At 38.8% G+C, this 17,947-nt stretch carries 18 protein-coding genes and 1 pseudogene; 7 read left to right on the top strand and 12 right to left on the bottom strand.

Features of this window, described 5'->3' with window-relative positions; translation table 11 throughout:
- Positions 1–423 precede the first annotated feature (423 nt).
- Positions 424–726 (top strand): helix-turn-helix transcriptional regulator, encoded by a 303-nt coding sequence (locus tag O1450_RS15510; RefSeq protein WP_000364388.1) that lies wholly within the window; start codon positions 424–426, stop codon positions 724–726.
- A 4-nt stretch (positions 727–730) separates the two neighbouring features.
- Positions 731–1,990, top strand: a complete 1,260-nt coding sequence (locus O1450_RS15515) for a type II toxin-antitoxin system HipA family toxin (protein WP_269229127.1) — start codon at positions 731–733, stop codon at positions 1,988–1,990.
- Positions 1,991–2,414: 424 nt separating this feature from the next.
- On the opposite strand, the gene O1450_RS15520 is transcribed toward O1450_RS15515, so the two are convergent.
- From O1450_RS15520 to O1450_RS15535, 4 genes are all read right to left on the bottom strand, one after another.
- Positions 2,415–3,851 carry an amino acid permease gene (locus O1450_RS15520; RefSeq protein WP_269229128.1) on the bottom strand — a complete coding sequence of 479 codons (1,437 nt, stop codon included), beginning with the start codon at positions 3,849–3,851 and terminating at the stop codon, positions 2,415–2,417.
- Positions 3,852–4,041: 190 nt separating this feature from the next.
- Entirely contained in the window at positions 4,042–4,401 is a 360-nt protein-coding gene (locus tag O1450_RS15525) for a RidA family protein (RefSeq protein WP_269229129.1), read from the bottom strand.
- A 10-nt stretch (positions 4,402–4,411) separates the two neighbouring features.
- Positions 4,412–5,515: an alanine racemase gene (gene alr, locus O1450_RS15530; protein ID WP_269229130.1), complete on the bottom strand. Its 1,104-nt coding sequence runs from the start codon at positions 5,513–5,515 to the stop codon at positions 4,412–4,414.
- A gap of 24 nt (positions 5,516–5,539) precedes the next feature.
- Entirely contained in the window at positions 5,540–6,796 is a 1,257-nt protein-coding gene (locus tag O1450_RS15535; RefSeq protein WP_269229131.1) for a D-amino acid dehydrogenase, read from the bottom strand.
- A 136-nt stretch (positions 6,797–6,932) separates the two neighbouring features.
- On the opposite strand from O1450_RS15535, the gene O1450_RS15540 reads away from it, so the two are divergent.
- On the top strand, positions 6,933–7,400 hold the full coding sequence (locus tag O1450_RS15540; RefSeq protein ID WP_269229132.1) for an Lrp/AsnC ligand binding domain-containing protein: 468 nt from the start codon (positions 6,933–6,935) through the stop codon (positions 7,398–7,400).
- A gap of 45 nt (positions 7,401–7,445) precedes the next feature.
- Here the strand turns inward: O1450_RS15540 and O1450_RS15545 are convergent, their stop codons facing one another.
- The gene (locus O1450_RS15545) at positions 7,446–8,594 is read right to left on the bottom strand and encodes a DUF1624 domain-containing protein (RefSeq protein WP_269229133.1); all 1,149 of its coding nucleotides are present in this window, start codon (positions 8,592–8,594) and stop codon (positions 7,446–7,448) included.
- 75 nt (positions 8,595–8,669) lie between these two features.
- On the opposite strand from O1450_RS15545, the gene O1450_RS15550 reads away from it, so the two are divergent.
- The gene (locus O1450_RS15550; protein ID WP_269229134.1) at positions 8,670–10,760 is read left to right on the top strand and encodes a TonB-dependent receptor; all 2,091 of its coding nucleotides are present in this window, start codon (positions 8,670–8,672) and stop codon (positions 10,758–10,760) included.
- Between the two features lie 51 nt (positions 10,761–10,811).
- On the opposite strand, the gene O1450_RS15555 is transcribed toward O1450_RS15550, so the two are convergent.
- The 7 genes and pseudogenes from O1450_RS15555 to O1450_RS15585 form a co-directional block, all read right to left on the bottom strand.
- Positions 10,812–11,180, bottom strand: a complete 369-nt coding sequence (locus O1450_RS15555; RefSeq protein ID WP_269229135.1) for a ribonuclease E inhibitor RraB — start codon at positions 11,178–11,180, stop codon at positions 10,812–10,814.
- 221 nt (positions 11,181–11,401) lie between these two features.
- On the bottom strand, positions 11,402–12,067 hold the full coding sequence (locus O1450_RS15560; protein ID WP_269229136.1) for an RluA family pseudouridine synthase: 666 nt from the start codon (positions 12,065–12,067) through the stop codon (positions 11,402–11,404).
- Positions 12,068–12,244: 177 nt separating this feature from the next.
- Positions 12,245–12,697, bottom strand: a complete 453-nt coding sequence (locus O1450_RS15565; RefSeq protein WP_004665277.1) for a hypothetical protein — start codon at positions 12,695–12,697, stop codon at positions 12,245–12,247.
- Between the two features lie 561 nt (positions 12,698–13,258).
- On the bottom strand, positions 13,259–14,146 hold the full coding sequence (locus O1450_RS15570; protein ID WP_269229137.1) for a DMT family transporter: 888 nt from the start codon (positions 14,144–14,146) through the stop codon (positions 13,259–13,261).
- Between the two features lie 73 nt (positions 14,147–14,219).
- A pseudogene (locus O1450_RS15575) lies at positions 14,220–14,921 on the bottom strand (hypothetical protein).
- A gap of 43 nt (positions 14,922–14,964) precedes the next feature.
- Positions 14,965–15,540, bottom strand: a complete 576-nt coding sequence (locus O1450_RS15580; RefSeq protein WP_269229138.1) for a DUF4126 domain-containing protein — start codon at positions 15,538–15,540, stop codon at positions 14,965–14,967.
- A 125-nt stretch (positions 15,541–15,665) separates the two neighbouring features.
- Entirely contained in the window at positions 15,666–15,809 is a 144-nt protein-coding gene (locus O1450_RS15585) for a zinc ribbon-containing protein (RefSeq protein WP_004637424.1), read from the bottom strand.
- A gap of 233 nt (positions 15,810–16,042) precedes the next feature.
- Here O1450_RS15585 and O1450_RS15590 point away from each other — a divergent pair, with 233 nt between their 5' ends.
- The 3 genes from O1450_RS15590 to O1450_RS15600 are packed head-to-tail and all read left to right on the top strand — an operon-like array spanning position 16,043 to position 17,912.
- Entirely contained in the window at positions 16,043–17,002 is a 960-nt protein-coding gene (locus O1450_RS15590; protein WP_269229139.1) for a hypothetical protein, read from the top strand.
- A gap of 18 nt (positions 17,003–17,020) precedes the next feature.
- Positions 17,021–17,335 carry an STAS-like domain-containing protein gene (locus tag O1450_RS15595; RefSeq protein ID WP_269229140.1) on the top strand — a complete coding sequence of 105 codons (315 nt, stop codon included), beginning with the start codon at positions 17,021–17,023 and terminating at the stop codon, positions 17,333–17,335.
- Entirely contained in the window at positions 17,328–17,912 is a 585-nt protein-coding gene (locus O1450_RS15600) for a PIN domain-containing protein (protein ID WP_269229141.1), read from the top strand. Before O1450_RS15595 ends, O1450_RS15600 begins: the two co-directional genes overlap by 8 nt.
- Positions 17,913–17,947 lie beyond the last annotated feature (35 nt).

Raw genomic sequence — 17,947 nt, forward strand, 5'->3', positions numbered from 1 at the left:
CTTTATTGCACAAAGATTTATAATTTGAAGCATCCCCCAACTTACCCAAATGTAAATTATAACTCGCTATCTGGTAGTGAACTTTGATGTTTTTTCTATTGGCTGGCGTAGATACTTCTAAGCTGCCTAAGGTATCAGCAAAGGCAGAGCCCTGCCCATCGACCTCATTGCTTCAGACCACTGGTGCCAGATATTCCAGATTGAACTGATAGCAAATCCCGGTTCCTCGTGACACCATGCAAAATTAATAGAGCTTAAAGCAAGTTGTTAGACTCTGTTAGATTTTAAATATCTAATTAGACTTCTTTAATCTAATAGGATCTAATCAGCCCATAAAGCACCTCATTACCGATCAACGAGCACAGTTCATAACTCCATTATTTTGTGGTTTAATACATATATATAAACATAAGACACAATATTATGGATTTAAAATTCAAAAAACCTGAAGAGGTTGTTACTTTATTATGTGAAAGGCTTCGCAAAGAACGACTTTATCTGGAAATGACTCAGGCAGACGTCGCTACACGTGCTGGTATTAGTGTGAATACAGTATCTAATCTGGAAGCTGGTCGAAATGTTTCATTTGAAAATTTAGTACGCGTTGCCATGGTATTGGGCCGATTAAAAGAATTAGAGGAACTCTTCAAACCTCATTTAAACAGTGTAAATGACATTCTCCGCTATGAGAGCAATACGGCTCGCCAACGTATCAAAAGGAAATAAGTCCATGCTCAAAAAACTTAATGTTTACTACAATGGATGGGGTGAATATTGGCTTTGGGGTACACTGGTCTCCTCAACCGCAATCACAGGTCGGCCATTAATCGCCTTTGAATACAGTGCAGAAGCGATCAGTAAAGGTTTAGAACTTTCCTCTTACCTACTTCCATTAAAAGGTGACTCATTAAGAACGAACTTTCCTACACATCAAATGGGATTGCCAGGTCCTATATATGATGCCTTGCCCGATGGTTGGGGCATGCTTCTTATGGATCGCTTATTTAAAAAAAATGGACTCAATCCAGCACGGATTGGGCCATTAGAACGACTCACGTATATTAATACACATGCAATGGGGGCATTATCCTTTGAACCTTCAGCACCTGAGTTAGCATTAACTGAAAATATTCCACTGATTAAACTCGCTCAAGAAGTTCAGGAAGTTCTCAAAGGAGAAGGTGCAGAATTTTTACAGCATTTATTAATTATGGGTGGATCTCCACAAGGTGCAAGGCCAAAAGCGCTCGTCTACCGTGATCCTGTCACCAACGAATTCTCAACAGTTAGCTCACATCAACATGAAGCATGGCTGATCAAATTTCCCGCTCAGCAAGAGCATCCTGAAGTTTGTGCAATTGAAGCTGTTTATGCAGAATGCTTACGTCATTGTGATATTGACACCCCTGACACTCAATATTTTACTCTTCCGAATGGATTAACCGCATTTGCATCAAAAAGATTTGACCGCCACGATGGCATGCGTATCCCTATGCAAAGTTTAGCTGCCTTCACCGGAGCTGATTTTAAATCACCAGGGAGTTTAGACTACAGTAACTTTCTCCGCGCTACACACTTTTGCACCAATGATGTTCGCGAAAAAGCAATTGCATTCAAGCGAGCTGTTTTCAATGTAGTCTTCAATAATCGAGATGATCATTGCAAAAACTTTTCATTTCTGATGTCCCAAAATGGGCAATGGAAACTCGCCCCTGCCTATGATGTTACTTTCTGTGAAGGGCCAGGGGGATATCATCAAATGGATATCATGGGTGAGGCACTGGATATTCCTCGACAAGCTCTTGTAAAACTTGGTACTCAGGAAGCGGAACTTTCTGCCCAAGAAGTCGATGAAATTATTAGTTCGATTTGTAAGGTTGCAATCCGATTCAGTGATATCGCTCATGATCTATTACCTGAACAAATTCAAACAGAGACTCTCCAGATGATCCAAAATAGGATTGCGCATAATATTCATTTATTGAATTGAATATAAAAAATTTTCATCAGGATTAAGAATCATTATATTAAATTATATACTGTTATTATTTCTCATGAAAATTAGCACCAAAATATAGGTGACTTTTATAGACTAGAATCTCCAATATGAAGTGACCAAAATACCATTAAATGATCTAAATTGCTAAAAATTTTACCCCACAAAAAACCACACTATACCAATTAAATCATACACTTATAATTAACATCATTTAATGGAATAAATCTCGGCGACCTTGCCAAGGTTGGGGTCGCGAGTTCGAGTCTCCTTTCCCGCTCCAAATTTAAAAAGCCCTAGTCGAAAGATTAGGGCTTTTTTCTTGCCGAGATTTCTTTAATACATCATCTCATCAATAAAAAAGGTGTTTCCATTTGCATAGAAACACCTATGTTGTTATTTAAGCCAACATCTCAAACTAAGCAGCAGACTTTTCCTGTAATCGGCGCATTCTTGGTTTATACAGCACACGATAGGTCACACTTAAAATCACAATCCAAACGGGACTGACATACAAGGCTTTCAATGTATCGGGTTCAAGGGCCAAAATCACTAAAGTAAACATCAGGAAGGCGATCACGACGTAAGACATGAATACCCCACCCGGCATTTTGAATGTTGATTGGGCATGTAATTCAGGACGTAACTTACGGTAGCGGATATAACACACCATAATCAGACTCCAGACGCTGATAAATAGGATCACGCATAAAGAGCTTGCTAAGGTAAATGCTTCAATCGTGTTTGGCACGAAGTATTGTAGAACCGCGCCTCCCATGATGAATACGCAAGAGAAGATTAAACCATTGGCTGGAACAGCGCTCTTTGACAACCGACCAAAAGCATTAGGCGCCTGACCATCTTTCGATAAACCAAATAACATCCGACTCGTTGAGAATACACCACTATTCATGGATGACATCACCGAAGATAACACCACAAGATTCATGATAATTGCAGAGGTGACAATTCCTGCATTTAAGAATAATTCAACAAACGGACTTTTATCCGCACGAATATGATCCCATGGCGTCACAGACATCACGACCAACAACGCCAATACATAGAACAAAATAATACGAATCGGAATCGCATTAATCGCCTTGGGTAAGTTCTTATGTGGATCTTTGGTTTCAGCCGCAGTCGTTCCAATCAACTCGATACCAACAAAGGCAAAAACTGCAATTTGGAAACCTGCCAAGAAACCATCGACACCTTTCGGGAACATGCCCCCATGCGACCAAATATTGCTGAATGAGGCAACTGTGCCATGCGGTGCGGTAAAATGACTGAAAATCATATAACCACCCACCGCAATTAATCCCATAATTGCTAAAATCTTAATTAAAGCAAACCAAAACTCGACTTCACCAAACAATTTGACGGTAAGTAAATTCAATGCCAAAACGAATAATACGCAGCCTGCACTAATCATCGCTTGTCCGACTGGTGTAAAGGTCATACCTTCGGGCAGCCAAAAGCCCAGATAGTTAATCACCGCAGCCAAGTCTGCTATCCCGACCAAAACCCAACCGAGCCAATAAGTCCAACCCAAATAATAACCAGCCCATGGACCAATCAGATCATGTGCCATATCGACAAAAGATTTGTACTGTAAGTTTGCAAGTAATAACTCTCCTAATGCACGCATCAGGAAAAAGAACATCCCACCAATGATCATATAAATGAACAGAATAGATGGGCCTGCAAGGGAGATCGTTTTACCTGAACCCATAAAGAGTCCTGTACCAATCGCACCACCGATCGCAATCAATTGCAAATGGCGATTGGAAAGTTTCCGTTGTAAGTCTTGAGGCGCTTGTTCGTCCTCTGACTGATTTTGAATCACCGTCATAATAAAAGTTCCTTTTTACTATTTCCTAAAATAAATCCGCCGATAATTTATGAGCTTAGCCAGCTGTCTTTTTAAATAACGGATCTATTTTGATTACTCGAAAATACGTATCTGAACCCATTTTGGCGATTACAAATACGTGAATTTTCTTGTTTTTAAGCCTATTTAAACAAAAATAAAGCTGATCGCTTTATTTTTGTGCTGCAATCACTGCAATTTCAATCAGCCATTTTGGATTGACCAAATCGGCTTGAATGGTGGCACGCGATGGTGCAACACTGCCTTTTAACCAATCCACATAAATCGCATTAACCTTTGGAAAATCAGCAAGGTCTTTCAGAAAAAGCTGAACCGAAAGTAATCGCGATTTATCACTATTTGCTAAAGCAAGTAATTGTTCAATCGTTGCAAGAATATCTCTCGTTTGCCCCTCAATATCTAAATCGGGGTTTTTAGGGACTTGTCCTGATAAATACACCACTTGATTAAAGACGGTGACAGCACTCATCACTTCGGTGCTATTGATTTTCTGGATATCTGAATGTGACATGATGACTTCCTTAGTCTTGAGTGATAAATGGAACTCGTGCAGTTACACCACACATGAGTTCATAGCCAACTGTGCCTGAGGCTGCTGCAACATCATCAATGGATAGAATTTGTCCTGTTTTGGAAGTTCCCCAAAGTACAACTTCACTGCCAATCTCAGCATTCGGTACTGGCGTTAAATAAACTGCCAACATATCCATACTGACTCGTCCAATAGTTCGAGTACGAATTCCATTGACTAAAACAGGGGTGCCTGTAGGAGAAATACGCTGATAACCATCTGCATAGCCACACGCCACAATGCCAATGGTCATCGCATGCGCAGCGACAAAATTCGAGCCATAGCCCACACTTTCATTGGCATTTAACTGTTGGATTGCAATCAGTTCACTACGCAAACTCATGGTCGGGGCAAGCCCCCAATCTTGGATATTATGCTGAGGATAATCGGGAGAGCTTCCATACAGCATGATGCCGCCACGGACATAATCAGAGTGCAGTTGAGATGAATATCTGAGGATGGCTGCACTATTGCTCACCGATCTTTCCCCAGGTAAATCTTGAATGGTGCTTTCAAATTCTGTGAGTTGATAGTCCACGCCAGCTTGATCAAAACGCTCCCCATCTGCATCAGAGAAATGCGTCATATGCGTGATTTTAGCAACATGATTAAGGCGTTGCAGATGCTGCCAGACTTTGCGGTATTGTTGTGGCTTGAAACCTAATCGGTTCATACCACTGTTCATTTTTAAGAAAATATCAAACTGTGCAGGGTAAATGTGCTGCTGCACCCATTCAACTTGTTGCTCATTATGAATGGTAAAACTGAGTTGATACTGGACACAATCAAATAAATCTTGAGGAGAGAAAATCCCTTCGAGCAATAGAATAGGCCCTGTCCAACCAAGTGCTCGTAGTCGTTTTGCTTCTTCAATATCCAGTAAAGCAAAACCATCTGCTGTTTTAAATGATTCATAAACACGTTCAATACCATGTCCGTAAGCATTGGCTTTGACTACAGCAAACACCTTGCTATCTGGAACACTTGCTCTCAAGACCTCGATGTTTTGACGCAAAGCCTGAGTATGGATGACCGCAGTAATTGGGCGAGGCATAATAAACTTCCTTGTACGCTGTAATTATGCTGCGTGTGAATAGCGCTGAATGGACAAACCATCCGTACTAATATCTGTGCGATGGTTCATCACCAGATCACTAATTAATTTTCCTGAACCACATGCCATCGTCCAACCTAAAGTGCCATGTCCAGTATTCAAGAATAAATTTTTATACTGAGTCGCACCGATAATCGGGGTACTATCAGGTGTCATTGGACGTAAGCCCGTCCAGAAAGAAGCTTGCTGTAAATCACCACCCGGGAATAAATCTTGAGTCACCATTTCTAAAGTGGCACGACGGTCTTCATTCAAGCCCAGATTAAAACCACTCAATTCCGCCATACCACCAACACGAATACGTTGATCAAAACGTGTAATCGCAACTTTGTAAGTTTCATCTAAAACGGTGGATTGTGGTGCAAGTGCAGGATCAACAATTGGAATTGTTAATGAATAGCCCTTCACTGGATATACAGGCAAATTGAGCGCCAATGGTTTGAGGAAGTCACGAGAATAACTACCAAAAGCAAGAACAAAACGGTCGGCTGTTAAAACTGCTCCATTGACCATGACGCCTTTGATTTCATCACCTTCAACAATTAAGTTTTCAACATTCTGATCAAACTTAAACTCCACACCCAAATCTTGTGCCAGTTTTGCCAAAGCATTGGTGAATAAATAACAATCACCTGTCTCATCATTTGGCAAATGTAAACCACCCACTAATTTATCGGTATGTGCTAAAGCAGGTTCTACACGTGCTAACTCTTGTGCATTAAGTAAATCGAAATCCACACCACATTCTTTGAGTACTTGAATATCACGTTGCACCGCCTCTAGCTGAGCGTCATTACGGAATACTTGCAACGTACCTCTAGAACGATTTTCGTAATTAATGCCAGTTTTTGTTCTTAGATCACGCAGACAGTCACGGCTATATTCCGCAACACGCATCATGCGCTCTTTGTTCACTGCATAGCTTTGTGGATTACAGTTTTTCAGCATTTGAGCCATCCACTGTAACTGCCACATACTGCCGTCAATATTAATGGCTAGTGGTGCATGATGTTGAAACATCCATTTAACTGCTTTAAAAGGAATTCCTGGCGCTGCCCACGGTGTCGAATATCCTGGGGAAATTTGCCCTGCATTACCAAAGCTGGTTTCCTTGGCAGGACCCGATTGACGATCAAGCACAGTCACTTGAGCACCTTGCTGTGCAAGGTAATAAGCACTTGCTACACCAATAACACCACTTCCTAAGACGATGACGCGCATAACAATCCCTCACGCACACTAGTTTATTTAACTAGTATATTTTTGCATCAATAGTTTTTTTCACTATTTTTAGGCTTATAATCTAGGTAATTTCATGTTTTCGTCGTGAAAAAATTAAAATAGAAGGGAATAATCTATGCGTAAATTAGACCGTATTGATCGCCTGATTTTAGATATTCTGCAACGTGAAGGTCGGATTGCGATTAGTGAGCTGGCTTTACGTGTCAATTTGTCCACCACCCCGTGTTCAGAACGTGTTAAACGCTTAGAGCGTGAAGGGATCATTATGGGTTATTACGCGCGACTCAATCCTGCCCATGTTGACCGCAGTCTTTTGGTATTTTTAGAAATTAAACTTTCAGCCAAATCTGGTGATGTTTTTGATCAAGTTGCACGTGACCTTGTTGATATTCCCGAAGTTTTGGAATGTCATTTGATCTCAGGAGAGTTTGATTATTTAGTCAAAGCAAGACTAAAAGAAATGAGTGCATACCGACGATTATTAGGTGATTTACTGAAAAAGCTGCCTGCTTCCGCATCTTCACATAGCTATGTGGTGATGGAGGAAGTCAAAGAAGGCTTATACCTCGATGTCAGCAAATAAAGTACGCACGGTTCAGAGCGTACTTTAGAGCTAAAGTCAGAAGAGCTAAAAATATTTTAAGATCGAAATCTGTTTATTTTGATGCTTAAAATTTGAGAACCATTGCACTACAGGATAAAGTGCAAAAGACAGTGCAATACTCATCAGCCACATGATCCAAACATGGTCGACAGAAAAATAGTGTCCATGATTGAGACCCCAGATACTCACTGAAAGCACATACAGCAGTTTCAAGACATATAAATGCAAGAGATAAAAGAACATTGGCACAGAACCAAATACAACCAGTGGTCTAAACCATCGTTGTTGCTGCCAACGCTCAAACAGCACCAAAATAATCAGCCCAATACCAACATTCCATAAAATAAAAAGCAATGACGGTGGGTATTTGGTCAAATTAAAAAAGCTCATGAGACTTAATGAGAATGTGTCAAAGTGCTGCCAAGGCTGGTCACCATAGATATTGATCAAACGTAGTACAACAAACAAACCAATACTGAACACACCCATTGAAACCAAGTAGGTATTTCTTTGTTTTGCCGTATATTTTTGACTGAAAAAATGTCCCAAAGCAAAACCTAACAAAATCACACCGATCCACGGTAAAACAGGATAAGAACTTCGCAATTTGATCCCAGCAAACTCCATCCAACCACGTTCATGTAAGATCAGCCAAAGTGTCTGCATCCAACTTCCTTCGGCAAAATGAACCGAGTCCAGTAAGTTATGCCCAAAAATAATTGCACATGCACTCAGCACAATTATCGGTAAAGGCAGGCTAATACATGCTGCCAAAGCCAACATGCTCACGCCAATTGCCCAAATGACTTGCAAATAAATGACCTCAGGTGGAAAAGTTGCAGTCCAAGCAAAATTAACCAACGTCAGCTCAAGCCCAATCAGAAATAAACCACGTTTGAATAAAAAAGTTCGCGTTTGCTGCACGCTTTGCGTCTTTGAATAAAACAAAAATGCTGAAATACCCGTTAGCAGCACAAAAACTGGTGCACAAAGATGTGCCAATAAGCGACTTCCAAACAATGCAGGTTCGGTCATGACGATGTCCATCGGGTCACTGACCTGCTTATGCAGATAAAAGGTTTCCCTCACATGATCGAGCAACATAATCAGAATAACCAAACCACGTAATGCATCTATCGACTGTAAACGTTGCGTATTTTTTTCGACTCGCATAGTAAAAATAAACAAATTAATGTAATGTTATACTATTACATTAAATCTATTTTGTCTTTATTTGGCTGATCATTTATGCAATACAAACTCGGATTATGCTCATGTTTGGGGCTTGGTTTTATTTCCACTGCGGCGTGGGCAGAAGATAAAACCGCTGTACTTGCTACCATCCATATTCAAGCAGATGCGACACAACCCAGTCATGAAACAAGTCCTGCAACCACGAAGTTCTCTCATGATGTAGTCGATGTCCCCTTTAGCCGTTCATTCCTGTCGAAACAGCAACTCGAACAACAGGATGTACAACGGATTGATGATGCATTAACACTGGTCAGTGGGGTCTTTCACCAAAATAGCTTAGGTGGAGGTTTTTGGGATAACTACTCAGTACGAGGATTTAGCACAGATCCCAATTGGGGAGCAGCCATGATCCGCAATGGTTTAAGTGTCAATCGTGGCATTAGCGCACCTAAAGATATGGTCAATATCGAATCCCTTGATTTCTTAAAAGGCCCAATGGCAGCTTTATACGGTCGTGGAGAAACAGGGGGATTACTCAATCTGAATAGCAAAAAACCACAATGGCAAAACGAAAATGAAGTGAATTTACGTGCAAACAGCCTTGAAAAATACCGCATCAGTATCGAACACACCGCTCCCATCAATGATGAACTTGCTTACCGTTTCGCCATCGCCCATGAGGACAACCAAAGCTTTCGAGAAAATGTGAGTAGTAAACGCTGGTTTTTTTCACCCCAACTGACATGGAAAATTTCAGATCAAACTCAACTTGATTTTGATAGTGAATTGACTCAACAACTGGGTACTTTTGATCGTGGTGTCAGCACCTTTCAGAAAAAATTTGTGATGAACCCCAAAACATTCACAGGTGAACCAAATGATGGTGACATGCGAGTGAAAGATCATTTCTATCAATTTCGTCTAAATCACACCTTCAATGATACGTGGACACTAAACAGCGCGCTCAGTTATAAAGACGCGCAACTGGTTGGCTTCTCTACCGAACCACGCCGTATACAAGCCGATGGACAAACGTTAGAGCGTCAGCGTCGCTATCGTAATTATCAAAGTGAAGACCTACTATTGCAAACTGAACTACTAGGCAAATTAGAACATTCATGGGCAAGGCATGAGCTTTTAGTGTCCAGTGAAATTGGGCAACTGGATTATCGCCAGTACCAACAACGTCGTAATCACAGCGTAAGCAATCCAAATACCATCAACATTTACCATCCGATTTATGCGCAATATCTTCCAAGTCTCGCTCCCTTTACGGATACAGATGAACGCCAACGCTATTTCGCCCTCAATCTGCAAGATCAGATCTTTTTCAATGATCAATGGAGTGTGTTGCTCGGTTCACGTTTTGATCAAGTTGAGCAGAATTTTGAAAATCATCGAACCCAAGCTCAGCATAGTCAAACCTTGCACCAAGCCAGTCCACGTGTTGGGATTAATTTCAAAGTATCAGATCAATGGGCATTTTATACAAACTATGGTCATTCATTTGCCATGAATAGTGGTATGAACCGTAATGGAGAAAATTTTGCCCCTGAAAAAGGACGAAGCTATGAGATCGGGAGTAAATATCAAATCGATGACCAGAGTTTAGCCAGTGTTGCATTATTTAAAATGCAAAAACAGAATGTCCTTACCACAGACCCAATTGATGCAAATTTTCAAACGGCTGCAGGAGAAGTGAGTAGTCAAGGCATCGAGTTCGATTTTAATCGTCAGTTCAATGATCAATGGTCATTCAATGCCAATTATAGCTATACCGATGCCAAGATTGAAAAAGACCAAGACTTAGCCGAGGGCTCTCGACTCAGTAATATTCCTCAGCACCAAGCTTCGATGACGAGCAATTATGAGTTTTTACAACAAGGCTCAACGAAAGCAGGTGTAGGCGCAAACATCAGTTATGTTGGGCAACGTAGTGGACATAATTTAGACAATGGTTTTAATTTGCCGAGCTATACTTTGGTCAATTTAAATGCGTATTACGCCCCTTCAGATCGCTTACGCTATCAGTTCAATCTCAATAATCTATTGGATAAAACCTATTATCTTTCTAGTTATAGTGATCTATGGATTCAACCTGGCGAACCGATCAATGCTTCAGTTTCAGCACAGTTTAAATTCTAACTCAACAATCTTCAGCCTGCTTAGTACAGGCTGAAGGTTTCAATATTAAAGTTATTCAGCTTCATCATCATAAATATAGCTCATACAACCCCAACCGTCATATTCACCATCAAACTCTTGTGCAATACGTGTCATCCACTCTTCTAAATCAGCAATATCTTCATACGCAAGCATCATATTGATATGGATATTGAGTACCCACATATCCGATCCATCAGAATGTAATTCTTCTTGATACAGCGAAATTTTTTGCTCTTGATGTAACAGGTGCAAGGCACATTTTTCAACTTGTTCTTGTTTCTCAAACACAATTGAAAATTCGACCTCGTGCGGTTCACTCAGGTCATTGCCATCTTCAACCATCTGCCATAAGACATTGCCATTATCATTTTCTGGAAATTGCTCGTAGTCGCGAGTCATATAAGTATCCTTTGTTATGTTTTGACTTCATTATTGGCTATAGATTAACCTATTTTTATGTCAATTTTTAGACACCTAGAGATTATTTAGACCAAAATTCACGCACAATTTAAGTCTACATCGCATCAAACTGCCTCTCATTCAGTTTGTGATTACTCTGCCAATCTTATCAATTATTGCTATTGGATCAAATACCTATTTTTTTTCATAGATTGTTTTTATTAAAATGTAACTTCTGAATGAATTTCAAGTGCATGCATTTTCAAAGGGTGCTTAAATGCAAGATAAGCTGCATGTAGTGCCATACGTTTTAAATCAAATTGGGCTGGTTCAGGATGATACAACTTATCTCCCATAATCGGATGACCAATGTGCATCATATGCACACGAAGCTGATGAGATCGCCCCGTTACAGGCTCTAAACGCACTCGACTTTGATTGGTTTCAGCATCATATTGCATCCGTTGAAATAAGGTTTTAGCGTGTTTACCTAATTCAAAATGCACCATCTGACGTGGTCGATTTTCCCAATCCGTAATCAATGGGACATCCACACTCCCTTCCACCTGAATCTGCCCCTGCACCAAAGCAACATAGTACTTTTTTACAGTTCGTGCTTGGAACATTTTGCTAATCGCAACTTCAGCATCTCTATGCTTTGCGAACATCAACAACCCCGACGTTGCCATATCTAAACGATGCGTCACTTTTGCAGTTGGATGCTGGTCTAACACACGCAAATAGGCACTATCTTGATGTTCTGGCAAGCGCCCCATCACCGACAATAAACCAGCAGGCTTATTCACCACCACCAAGTCTTCATCTTCATACATGATCTCAAGCGGATCTTGTGGTGGCATATAGATAAAATTGTCATTTAAGGGCATGGGAAATAAACAAATTGAATAAAGCACGGCAATTATAGCGAGTTCTTAGCCAAAAACGAATTTTGAGATGAAATCGTGAACAAAGAACTCGTTTTATTGAAATGTTATTGAAGATGTCTAGAGTTAATGCCGTTGCCTGTTTTGATTATTATTGTTGCGACATTAACTCGTATATTTTTATGATGCTGTTTTTATCGCTTTATTTAAACTGTCTTTATAAAGCTGCTCTAAAGTTGCAATGTCTCGATTTAAAAAAGTAATCAAATATTCTTTCGCACGACTCAACGTTAAATGATTAAAAGAAATCGTATCTTTGCTCTTACGTGTCACCAATCCGAATAAATCTTTTTTAGGAATAAACACAGGAATATCGCTTTCTAATTTAAATTCAAGTTGCTGTGTTTGTGAAAAGGCATCTATTGTGATGCGTAAGGTTTGCTCAGTGTAATCATCTCGTACAATAAAGCTGGTACTTGCACCATCTAGCTGTAACTGACGAACCAATTGCTGACGCCATCCCATCTCATCGAAACGAGCAACGATCGTTTCTAAATCAAAAGCACCCAAATGATCAGCTTCATTTCGATTAGTTTGATGCGGATAACGTATTTTAAGATCGAATTCTTTCATTATTTTTATGACCTCTTCCAATATGATCAATTTTCTAGTTTCAATTATATCATTTTGTTTTTTATTATAAAAACAGAAGTTTATATTCAAAAAATAAATATTCTAAGACCTATTTCACACTTATATTTAAATTCATTGATCGGGTTTTTATTATTTATATCTGATTGGTCACATTCTGTTTATATTAAATTTTTTAGGGTATCAAGGGAAAACATGTTGTTTACTTCAACACCTATGACTTTGTAAGCCATAACCTTTGCCTATAGACTTTTGATCTATAGCGTCCTAAGCCGAATCGAGACCTTTTGGGTTTGTACACACTTGCTTTATAAGCATCGGTGCATGCTACTCTTTTCGATCCCTTTCACACCCTTGAGACATAGTTTAGGCAGATCAGTGCGGGATTGTTTTCCTAAAAACTGGTATTTTTCGCCACTAATGAAATAATTTTGCATATCTCATATTACAATCAGAATTATTTTCCATTTCAATAAAAAATAGCTCATTTAAATTTCAATATATTCCAATTTAGATGTGTATTTTTTCATTTAAAACCTAAATTTATGCCCAGATGACCATAATAGCTGCCACAATTACCAGCCATAAACCTAAATGATCTGTTTTAGCGAGTTTTTCTTTAAAGAAAAATGCTGAGATCAGTAAACTAAATAAAATCTCAACCTGACCCAGTGTTTTGACAATCGCCACCGTTTGCATACTCATGGCACTGAACCACCCCACAGATGCTAAAAAACTGCAAACACTCACCCGAAACGTCAGCCCAAGACGTTGCCACATGTTATACAGCGTTTGACGACTAAAAATACCCAAGTAGAGTAATAGCACAATGCACTGAAAACTAATCAAGCTACACAACACCCATCCTGCACGATGCAAAAAGGGCAACATGCTCAACTCTAAGCTGGCTTCACGTACCAGAAGTGAAGTAATGGCAAAACATAAACCACTGCCTAAACCAATCATTAAGGTATTGAATGAAAGTTGCGTACTATGCCGACCTTTACTTAGTAAAAAAACTGCAACCGCACCAATCATCACCCCGACCCAACCCCAAGTGGTCAAACGTTCTTGCAAGAATAAAACGGCAATAAGAGCAGCCAAAATCGCTTCGCTTTTAGCCAGTCCGATGCCAATCGCATAATTTTTTTGTTGAAATAGTTTCACCATCAACGCTGTCGCAAAAATTTGGCTGATTCCTGCAATCACCACGTAAAGCCAGAATATATTGGAAAAATGGACTTGAGCAGTGACAGGTTGATGTAGATAGAGAAATGCTAAATAGCTAAAGGCAAAAATCGGAGCAAAGATAAATCGAGCCAATGTCGTACCATAAGCATCAACTGTGGTACTGAGCTGTTTCTGAAATGCGTTGCGCCACGCCTGCATAAACGCAGCCATGATCGTAAATAGAATCCAAGTAAAAGCCATAAGCTTGAACGTCATCTTAAAAAGTGGGTGTAATTTACTCTGTTCTGCTTACTTTTTCGATAGTGATCAATTTTTAAAAGCTCAAATCACTCAAGTCTTTCACTTTGGATAAATAGATCGGTGCTTGATTAAAACTGCTCCATGTTTCTTCAAACTTCGGATCAGCGTCTTCATCTGCACTTAAATTTTTACGAATAACTTTTTTGCCTGTTAAAAAGTTAATACTGGTTTTACTTTCAATATAGGGCCCATGATTATTGGATTCATCATAACCAATAAGACGTAAGTCATTTCCTTCTAACCTAAACAGATAATGCCAATCGCCATATCATCCATGGGCATAATGCACATCCAATACATTGTTTTTGATCTCTAACCATAGTTCAGGTGCGAAATACACACCACCATCTTCATTTTCTGAACTAAAACAATCTAAGTGGCGAACAATAGGTTTGTATTTGCCTTTTTAATTGAGTAAAACAATCATGCCACGGCGGTTTCGGTCTAAACGCCCTCGATATTCATCATCGACAAAGGCTTTAGGATTAGTTGCTTTGACGATTAGCACGACATCTTTCAAGCCATCTTTATTTAAATCACCCTCAATCGCTTCAAATAAATGATATGTCGCTGGGATATAGGCTTTATAAATGTCTTTATCTTTACGTAATTTAAGTTGTTCTGCTGTCTGTTGTTCTTAAGCAAACGTTGTTTGTGGAAGTATAAATAGGCTTGAGCAAGCCAAAATTAGGGCTATGTATTGCGTTCTTATCATCATCTTTAATTCATCATTCAGGTTGTTATTGGTGTCATTACATTTATAAGGAATGGCTGATTTTTTGTTGGCGTTTTGAGTGAATCCAACGTACAACCACAATCACCAGAATAATCACAAATACCGTAATCATGACTGGCATCACAAATGCCAAGATCGACAAGACAATTGAACCAAGCAATTCACCTGTTGCCACCACAAAATTGCCCAGTCCACCCGTGGTCGCCGTTGAAACGCCACGTGCAGCTACCGTACTCATTTGCACCACGCCTGCTGTTCCGCCCCCCACGATCAATGCGGCTGCCCAAGTGGCAAATTGTGACATTTCTCCACTACTGACTGCCATCGTACTCAGTGTACCTGCCACTACAGCAGCAGGTGTAGCAATGGTATCCAAGAGATTATCGACCCACGGCACATAGTAAGCTGCGATTTCACAGATGGTTGCAAATCCAAGTGCAGCGCATACAGATGGAATGGCTAACCATTCAAAGCCTTTAGCAGGTTCATACCAACCCAACAAAGTTGCAATGCTCATCACCAATAAAGGAACAAAGACACGAAAACCACAGGCTGCGCTTAATCCTACGCCGATACAAAGTCCTAAAATTGTTTCCATCTGGGTTTTCCTTATTTTTGTTGGATAGAGCTATCTTGTTATTTCATATTTTACAGTAACAAAAAAGCCCTATCGAGTGACAGGGCTTTCATCAAAACAGTGGGTAACTGTTTGGTGTTTGCGGCTTAGGCATTCTTACTGTTGAATTGATTGCCAAGGCATTTGGTACACGGAGGTAAACGATCAGTACCAATTTCTAAATAGGTGCGGTGTCCGCATTGAACACAAAAATAGAAGCCAGTTCCAGGTTTTTCGCCAGCAGTAACCATCTTTGTTCTCCATAGATTTTAGAAATGGTTCATATACTATAGCGTGATAGTTTTGATTATTTATTGACCTTTCTGACGAGTAGTGGTGGCATTTTGGCAAAATAACATCCCAATAGTCTCAAATTTTATGCTCCTGTTTAATTTCTAATATTTAGAATATTTTTTAGATCTAATTATTTGACTTATAAATAAAAACCAATAATATTTTAAATGTTTTCTTTAAAGCACTAACTATGAGTATTATTGAAATTCCAACAATTAAAAGTGATGAAGCAGGATTTGAGTGTATTCTCAAAATATTCCAAGAGATTTGTAATGATCCAGTGGACTATTTTTTATTTGATTTTAAACATTGCTCAAAAATTTCACACAATGGGGTTGTACTACTTGGAGGTTTAAGTCGATATATTGCCAATCAGAAACTAACCTCAACCGATCTACTGAAGAAGAAAATTCCTTACATTGGATGCAAATTTCTCGTTGAGAGTATGTCTTCTGTCGTATCCGACAACCTTATCGGAAATAATTTTTTAAGTTATTTTTCACCCATTGATGTAAAAGAAAAACCCTATCCCAAGGGAGAGTATATTGGTTATCGTGAACATGATATAACACTTGATGACGGAGCATTAGCCGAACATTTAGAAAGTGAATGGTTATCTGATGATAAATTAAAGTTAAGTGATAAATTGAAACAAGCAATTATTAGTAGAATTCTTGAAATATTTATGAATGCTTACGGCCATGGAGTATCGAAACAACTGAATTCAAAGTTGAAAATTTATAGTTGTGGTGAATACGACAAAAAAAATAAAAAACTTCATATAAGTGTCTTAGATTTTGGTCCAGGGATTGTTCATAATGTAATTAAATGTACAGGTATTAAAGATGATATAGAAGCAATGATTTGGGCGCTCAAACAAGGTAATTCAACAAATACTGATAGCTCTAATTACAATTTGGCTAGAGGCCTAGGATTCGAACTATTGAGACAATTTGTTAGAGTAAACAAAGGTGAACTACGAATTTATAGTAATAGAGTTAAAGTATGCACAGATCAATACGGCGAATATAAAGTTACAAAACTTGCAGATTTTTTTCCAGGTACCTTTGTAAGTATCACTATAAATTGTGATGGGAAAAATTACTGTTTTTCCTCAGAACAACCTCAGAAAAACTCTTTTTATCAGTAAATTATTAGGATATGACGAATGAATACGATAAAGGTATACGACCTAACTGGTAGAAATGCTATTTCCATGCAGAAGGGAGATAAAATCTATCAAATTTTAATTAAAAATATAACGGAAAAACAAAAAACTATACTAGATTTTAAAGACGTTTCTTTATTTGCATCTCCATTTTTTAACGCGGCAATTGGTCATCTACTTAAGGATATAACAATTGATGAGTTATTGATTTATATGGAGCCAACAAATTTAAATGATACAGGTAAAGAACTACTTAACCTTGTAATATCAAATGCTCTTAGCTTTTATTCTGAAAAGGAAAATAAGAGTGAGTAAAGCAGCTAAAATTTTTGACATATCCCACTCTTACCCGCAAACAAAAGATCAATACTTCTTGGATACAAATGTATGGTATTGGCTTACTTATTGTGGATCAAAAAATTTTTATAGTTCAAGAAAACCTGCACCTTATCAGCTTGAAAAATATCCTAATTTTGTAGAAAAAATACAGGATAAAGGAGCAAAAATTTATCACTGTCCCCTTACATATACAGAATTAGCAAATATTATTGAATCTGCTGAATATGAAGAATATTTAACAAAAAACTCTCACATAACAAAAAAAGCATTTCGTAAGATCGAGGCAGAACGTAAAAATGTAGTTAAAGAAATCGATGCCGCTTGGAAGACAATCTGCTCAATGTCGGAATGTTTGACCTTAGAGATCAATGCTGACACTATTAACGCTACGCATAGTTTTTTATCTACATCTATTCTTGATTCTTATGACGCCCTTTTTATTCACTTTATGAAATCCCATGATATAAAAATGCTTGTTTCAGATGATAGTGATATGGTTTCTGTTGAAGTAGATAAATTTTTTACAGCCAATAGAAAAGTTTTGAGAAAATAACCTCTGCTTTTATAAAGTGTTACTAATATCTAGAT

Origin of the sequence: Acinetobacter sp. TR11 (genome assembly GCF_027105035.1) — a bacterium.
Taxonomy (GTDB): Bacteria; Pseudomonadota; Gammaproteobacteria; order Pseudomonadales; family Moraxellaceae; genus Acinetobacter.

Bases quoted from the DNA above. Each gene is read 5' to 3' on its own strand.
- O1450_RS15565 (WP_004665277.1), bottom strand. From the start codon at position 12,697: ATGAAAGAATTCGATCTTAAAATACGTTATCCGCATCAAACTAATCGA.
- O1450_RS15535 (WP_269229131.1), bottom strand. From the start codon at position 6,796: ATGCGCGTCATCGTCTTAGGAAGTGGTGTTATTGGTGTAGCAAGTGCT.
- O1450_RS15555 (WP_269229135.1), bottom strand. From the start codon at position 11,180: ATGACTCGCGACTACGAGCAATTTCCAGAAAATGATAATGGCAATGTC.
- O1450_RS15545 (WP_269229133.1), bottom strand. From the start codon at position 8,594: ATGCGAGTCGAAAAAAATACGCAACGTTTACAGTCGATAGATGCATTA.
- O1450_RS15525 (WP_269229129.1), bottom strand. From the start codon at position 4,401: ATGTCACATTCAGATATCCAGAAAATCAATAGCACCGAAGTGATGAGT.
- O1450_RS15550 (WP_269229134.1), top strand. From the start codon at position 8,670: ATGCAATACAAACTCGGATTATGCTCATGTTTGGGGCTTGGTTTTATT.
- O1450_RS15515 (WP_269229127.1), top strand. From the start codon at position 731: ATGCTCAAAAAACTTAATGTTTACTACAATGGATGGGGTGAATATTGG.
- O1450_RS15585 (WP_004637424.1), bottom strand. From the start codon at position 15,809: ATGGTTACTGCTGGCGAAAAACCTGGAACTGGCTTCTATTTTTGTGTT.
- O1450_RS15540 (WP_269229132.1), top strand. From the start codon at position 6,933: ATGCGTAAATTAGACCGTATTGATCGCCTGATTTTAGATATTCTGCAA.
- O1450_RS15580 (WP_269229138.1), bottom strand. From the start codon at position 15,540: ATGGAAACAATTTTAGGACTTTGTATCGGCGTAGGATTAAGCGCAGCC.
- O1450_RS15510 (WP_000364388.1), top strand. From the start codon at position 424: ATGGATTTAAAATTCAAAAAACCTGAAGAGGTTGTTACTTTATTATGT.
- O1450_RS15560 (WP_269229136.1), bottom strand. From the start codon at position 12,067: ATGCCCTTAAATGACAATTTTATCTATATGCCACCACAAGATCCGCTT.
- O1450_RS15520 (WP_269229128.1), bottom strand. From the start codon at position 3,851: ATGACGGTGATTCAAAATCAGTCAGAGGACGAACAAGCGCCTCAAGAC.
- O1450_RS15570 (WP_269229137.1), bottom strand. From the start codon at position 14,146: ATGGCTTTTACTTGGATTCTATTTACGATCATGGCTGCGTTTATGCAG.
- O1450_RS15595 (WP_269229140.1), top strand. From the start codon at position 17,021: ATGAATACGATAAAGGTATACGACCTAACTGGTAGAAATGCTATTTCC.
- O1450_RS15590 (WP_269229139.1), top strand. From the start codon at position 16,043: ATGAGTATTATTGAAATTCCAACAATTAAAAGTGATGAAGCAGGATTT.
- alr (WP_269229130.1), bottom strand. From the start codon at position 5,515: ATGCCTCGCCCAATTACTGCGGTCATCCATACTCAGGCTTTGCGTCAA.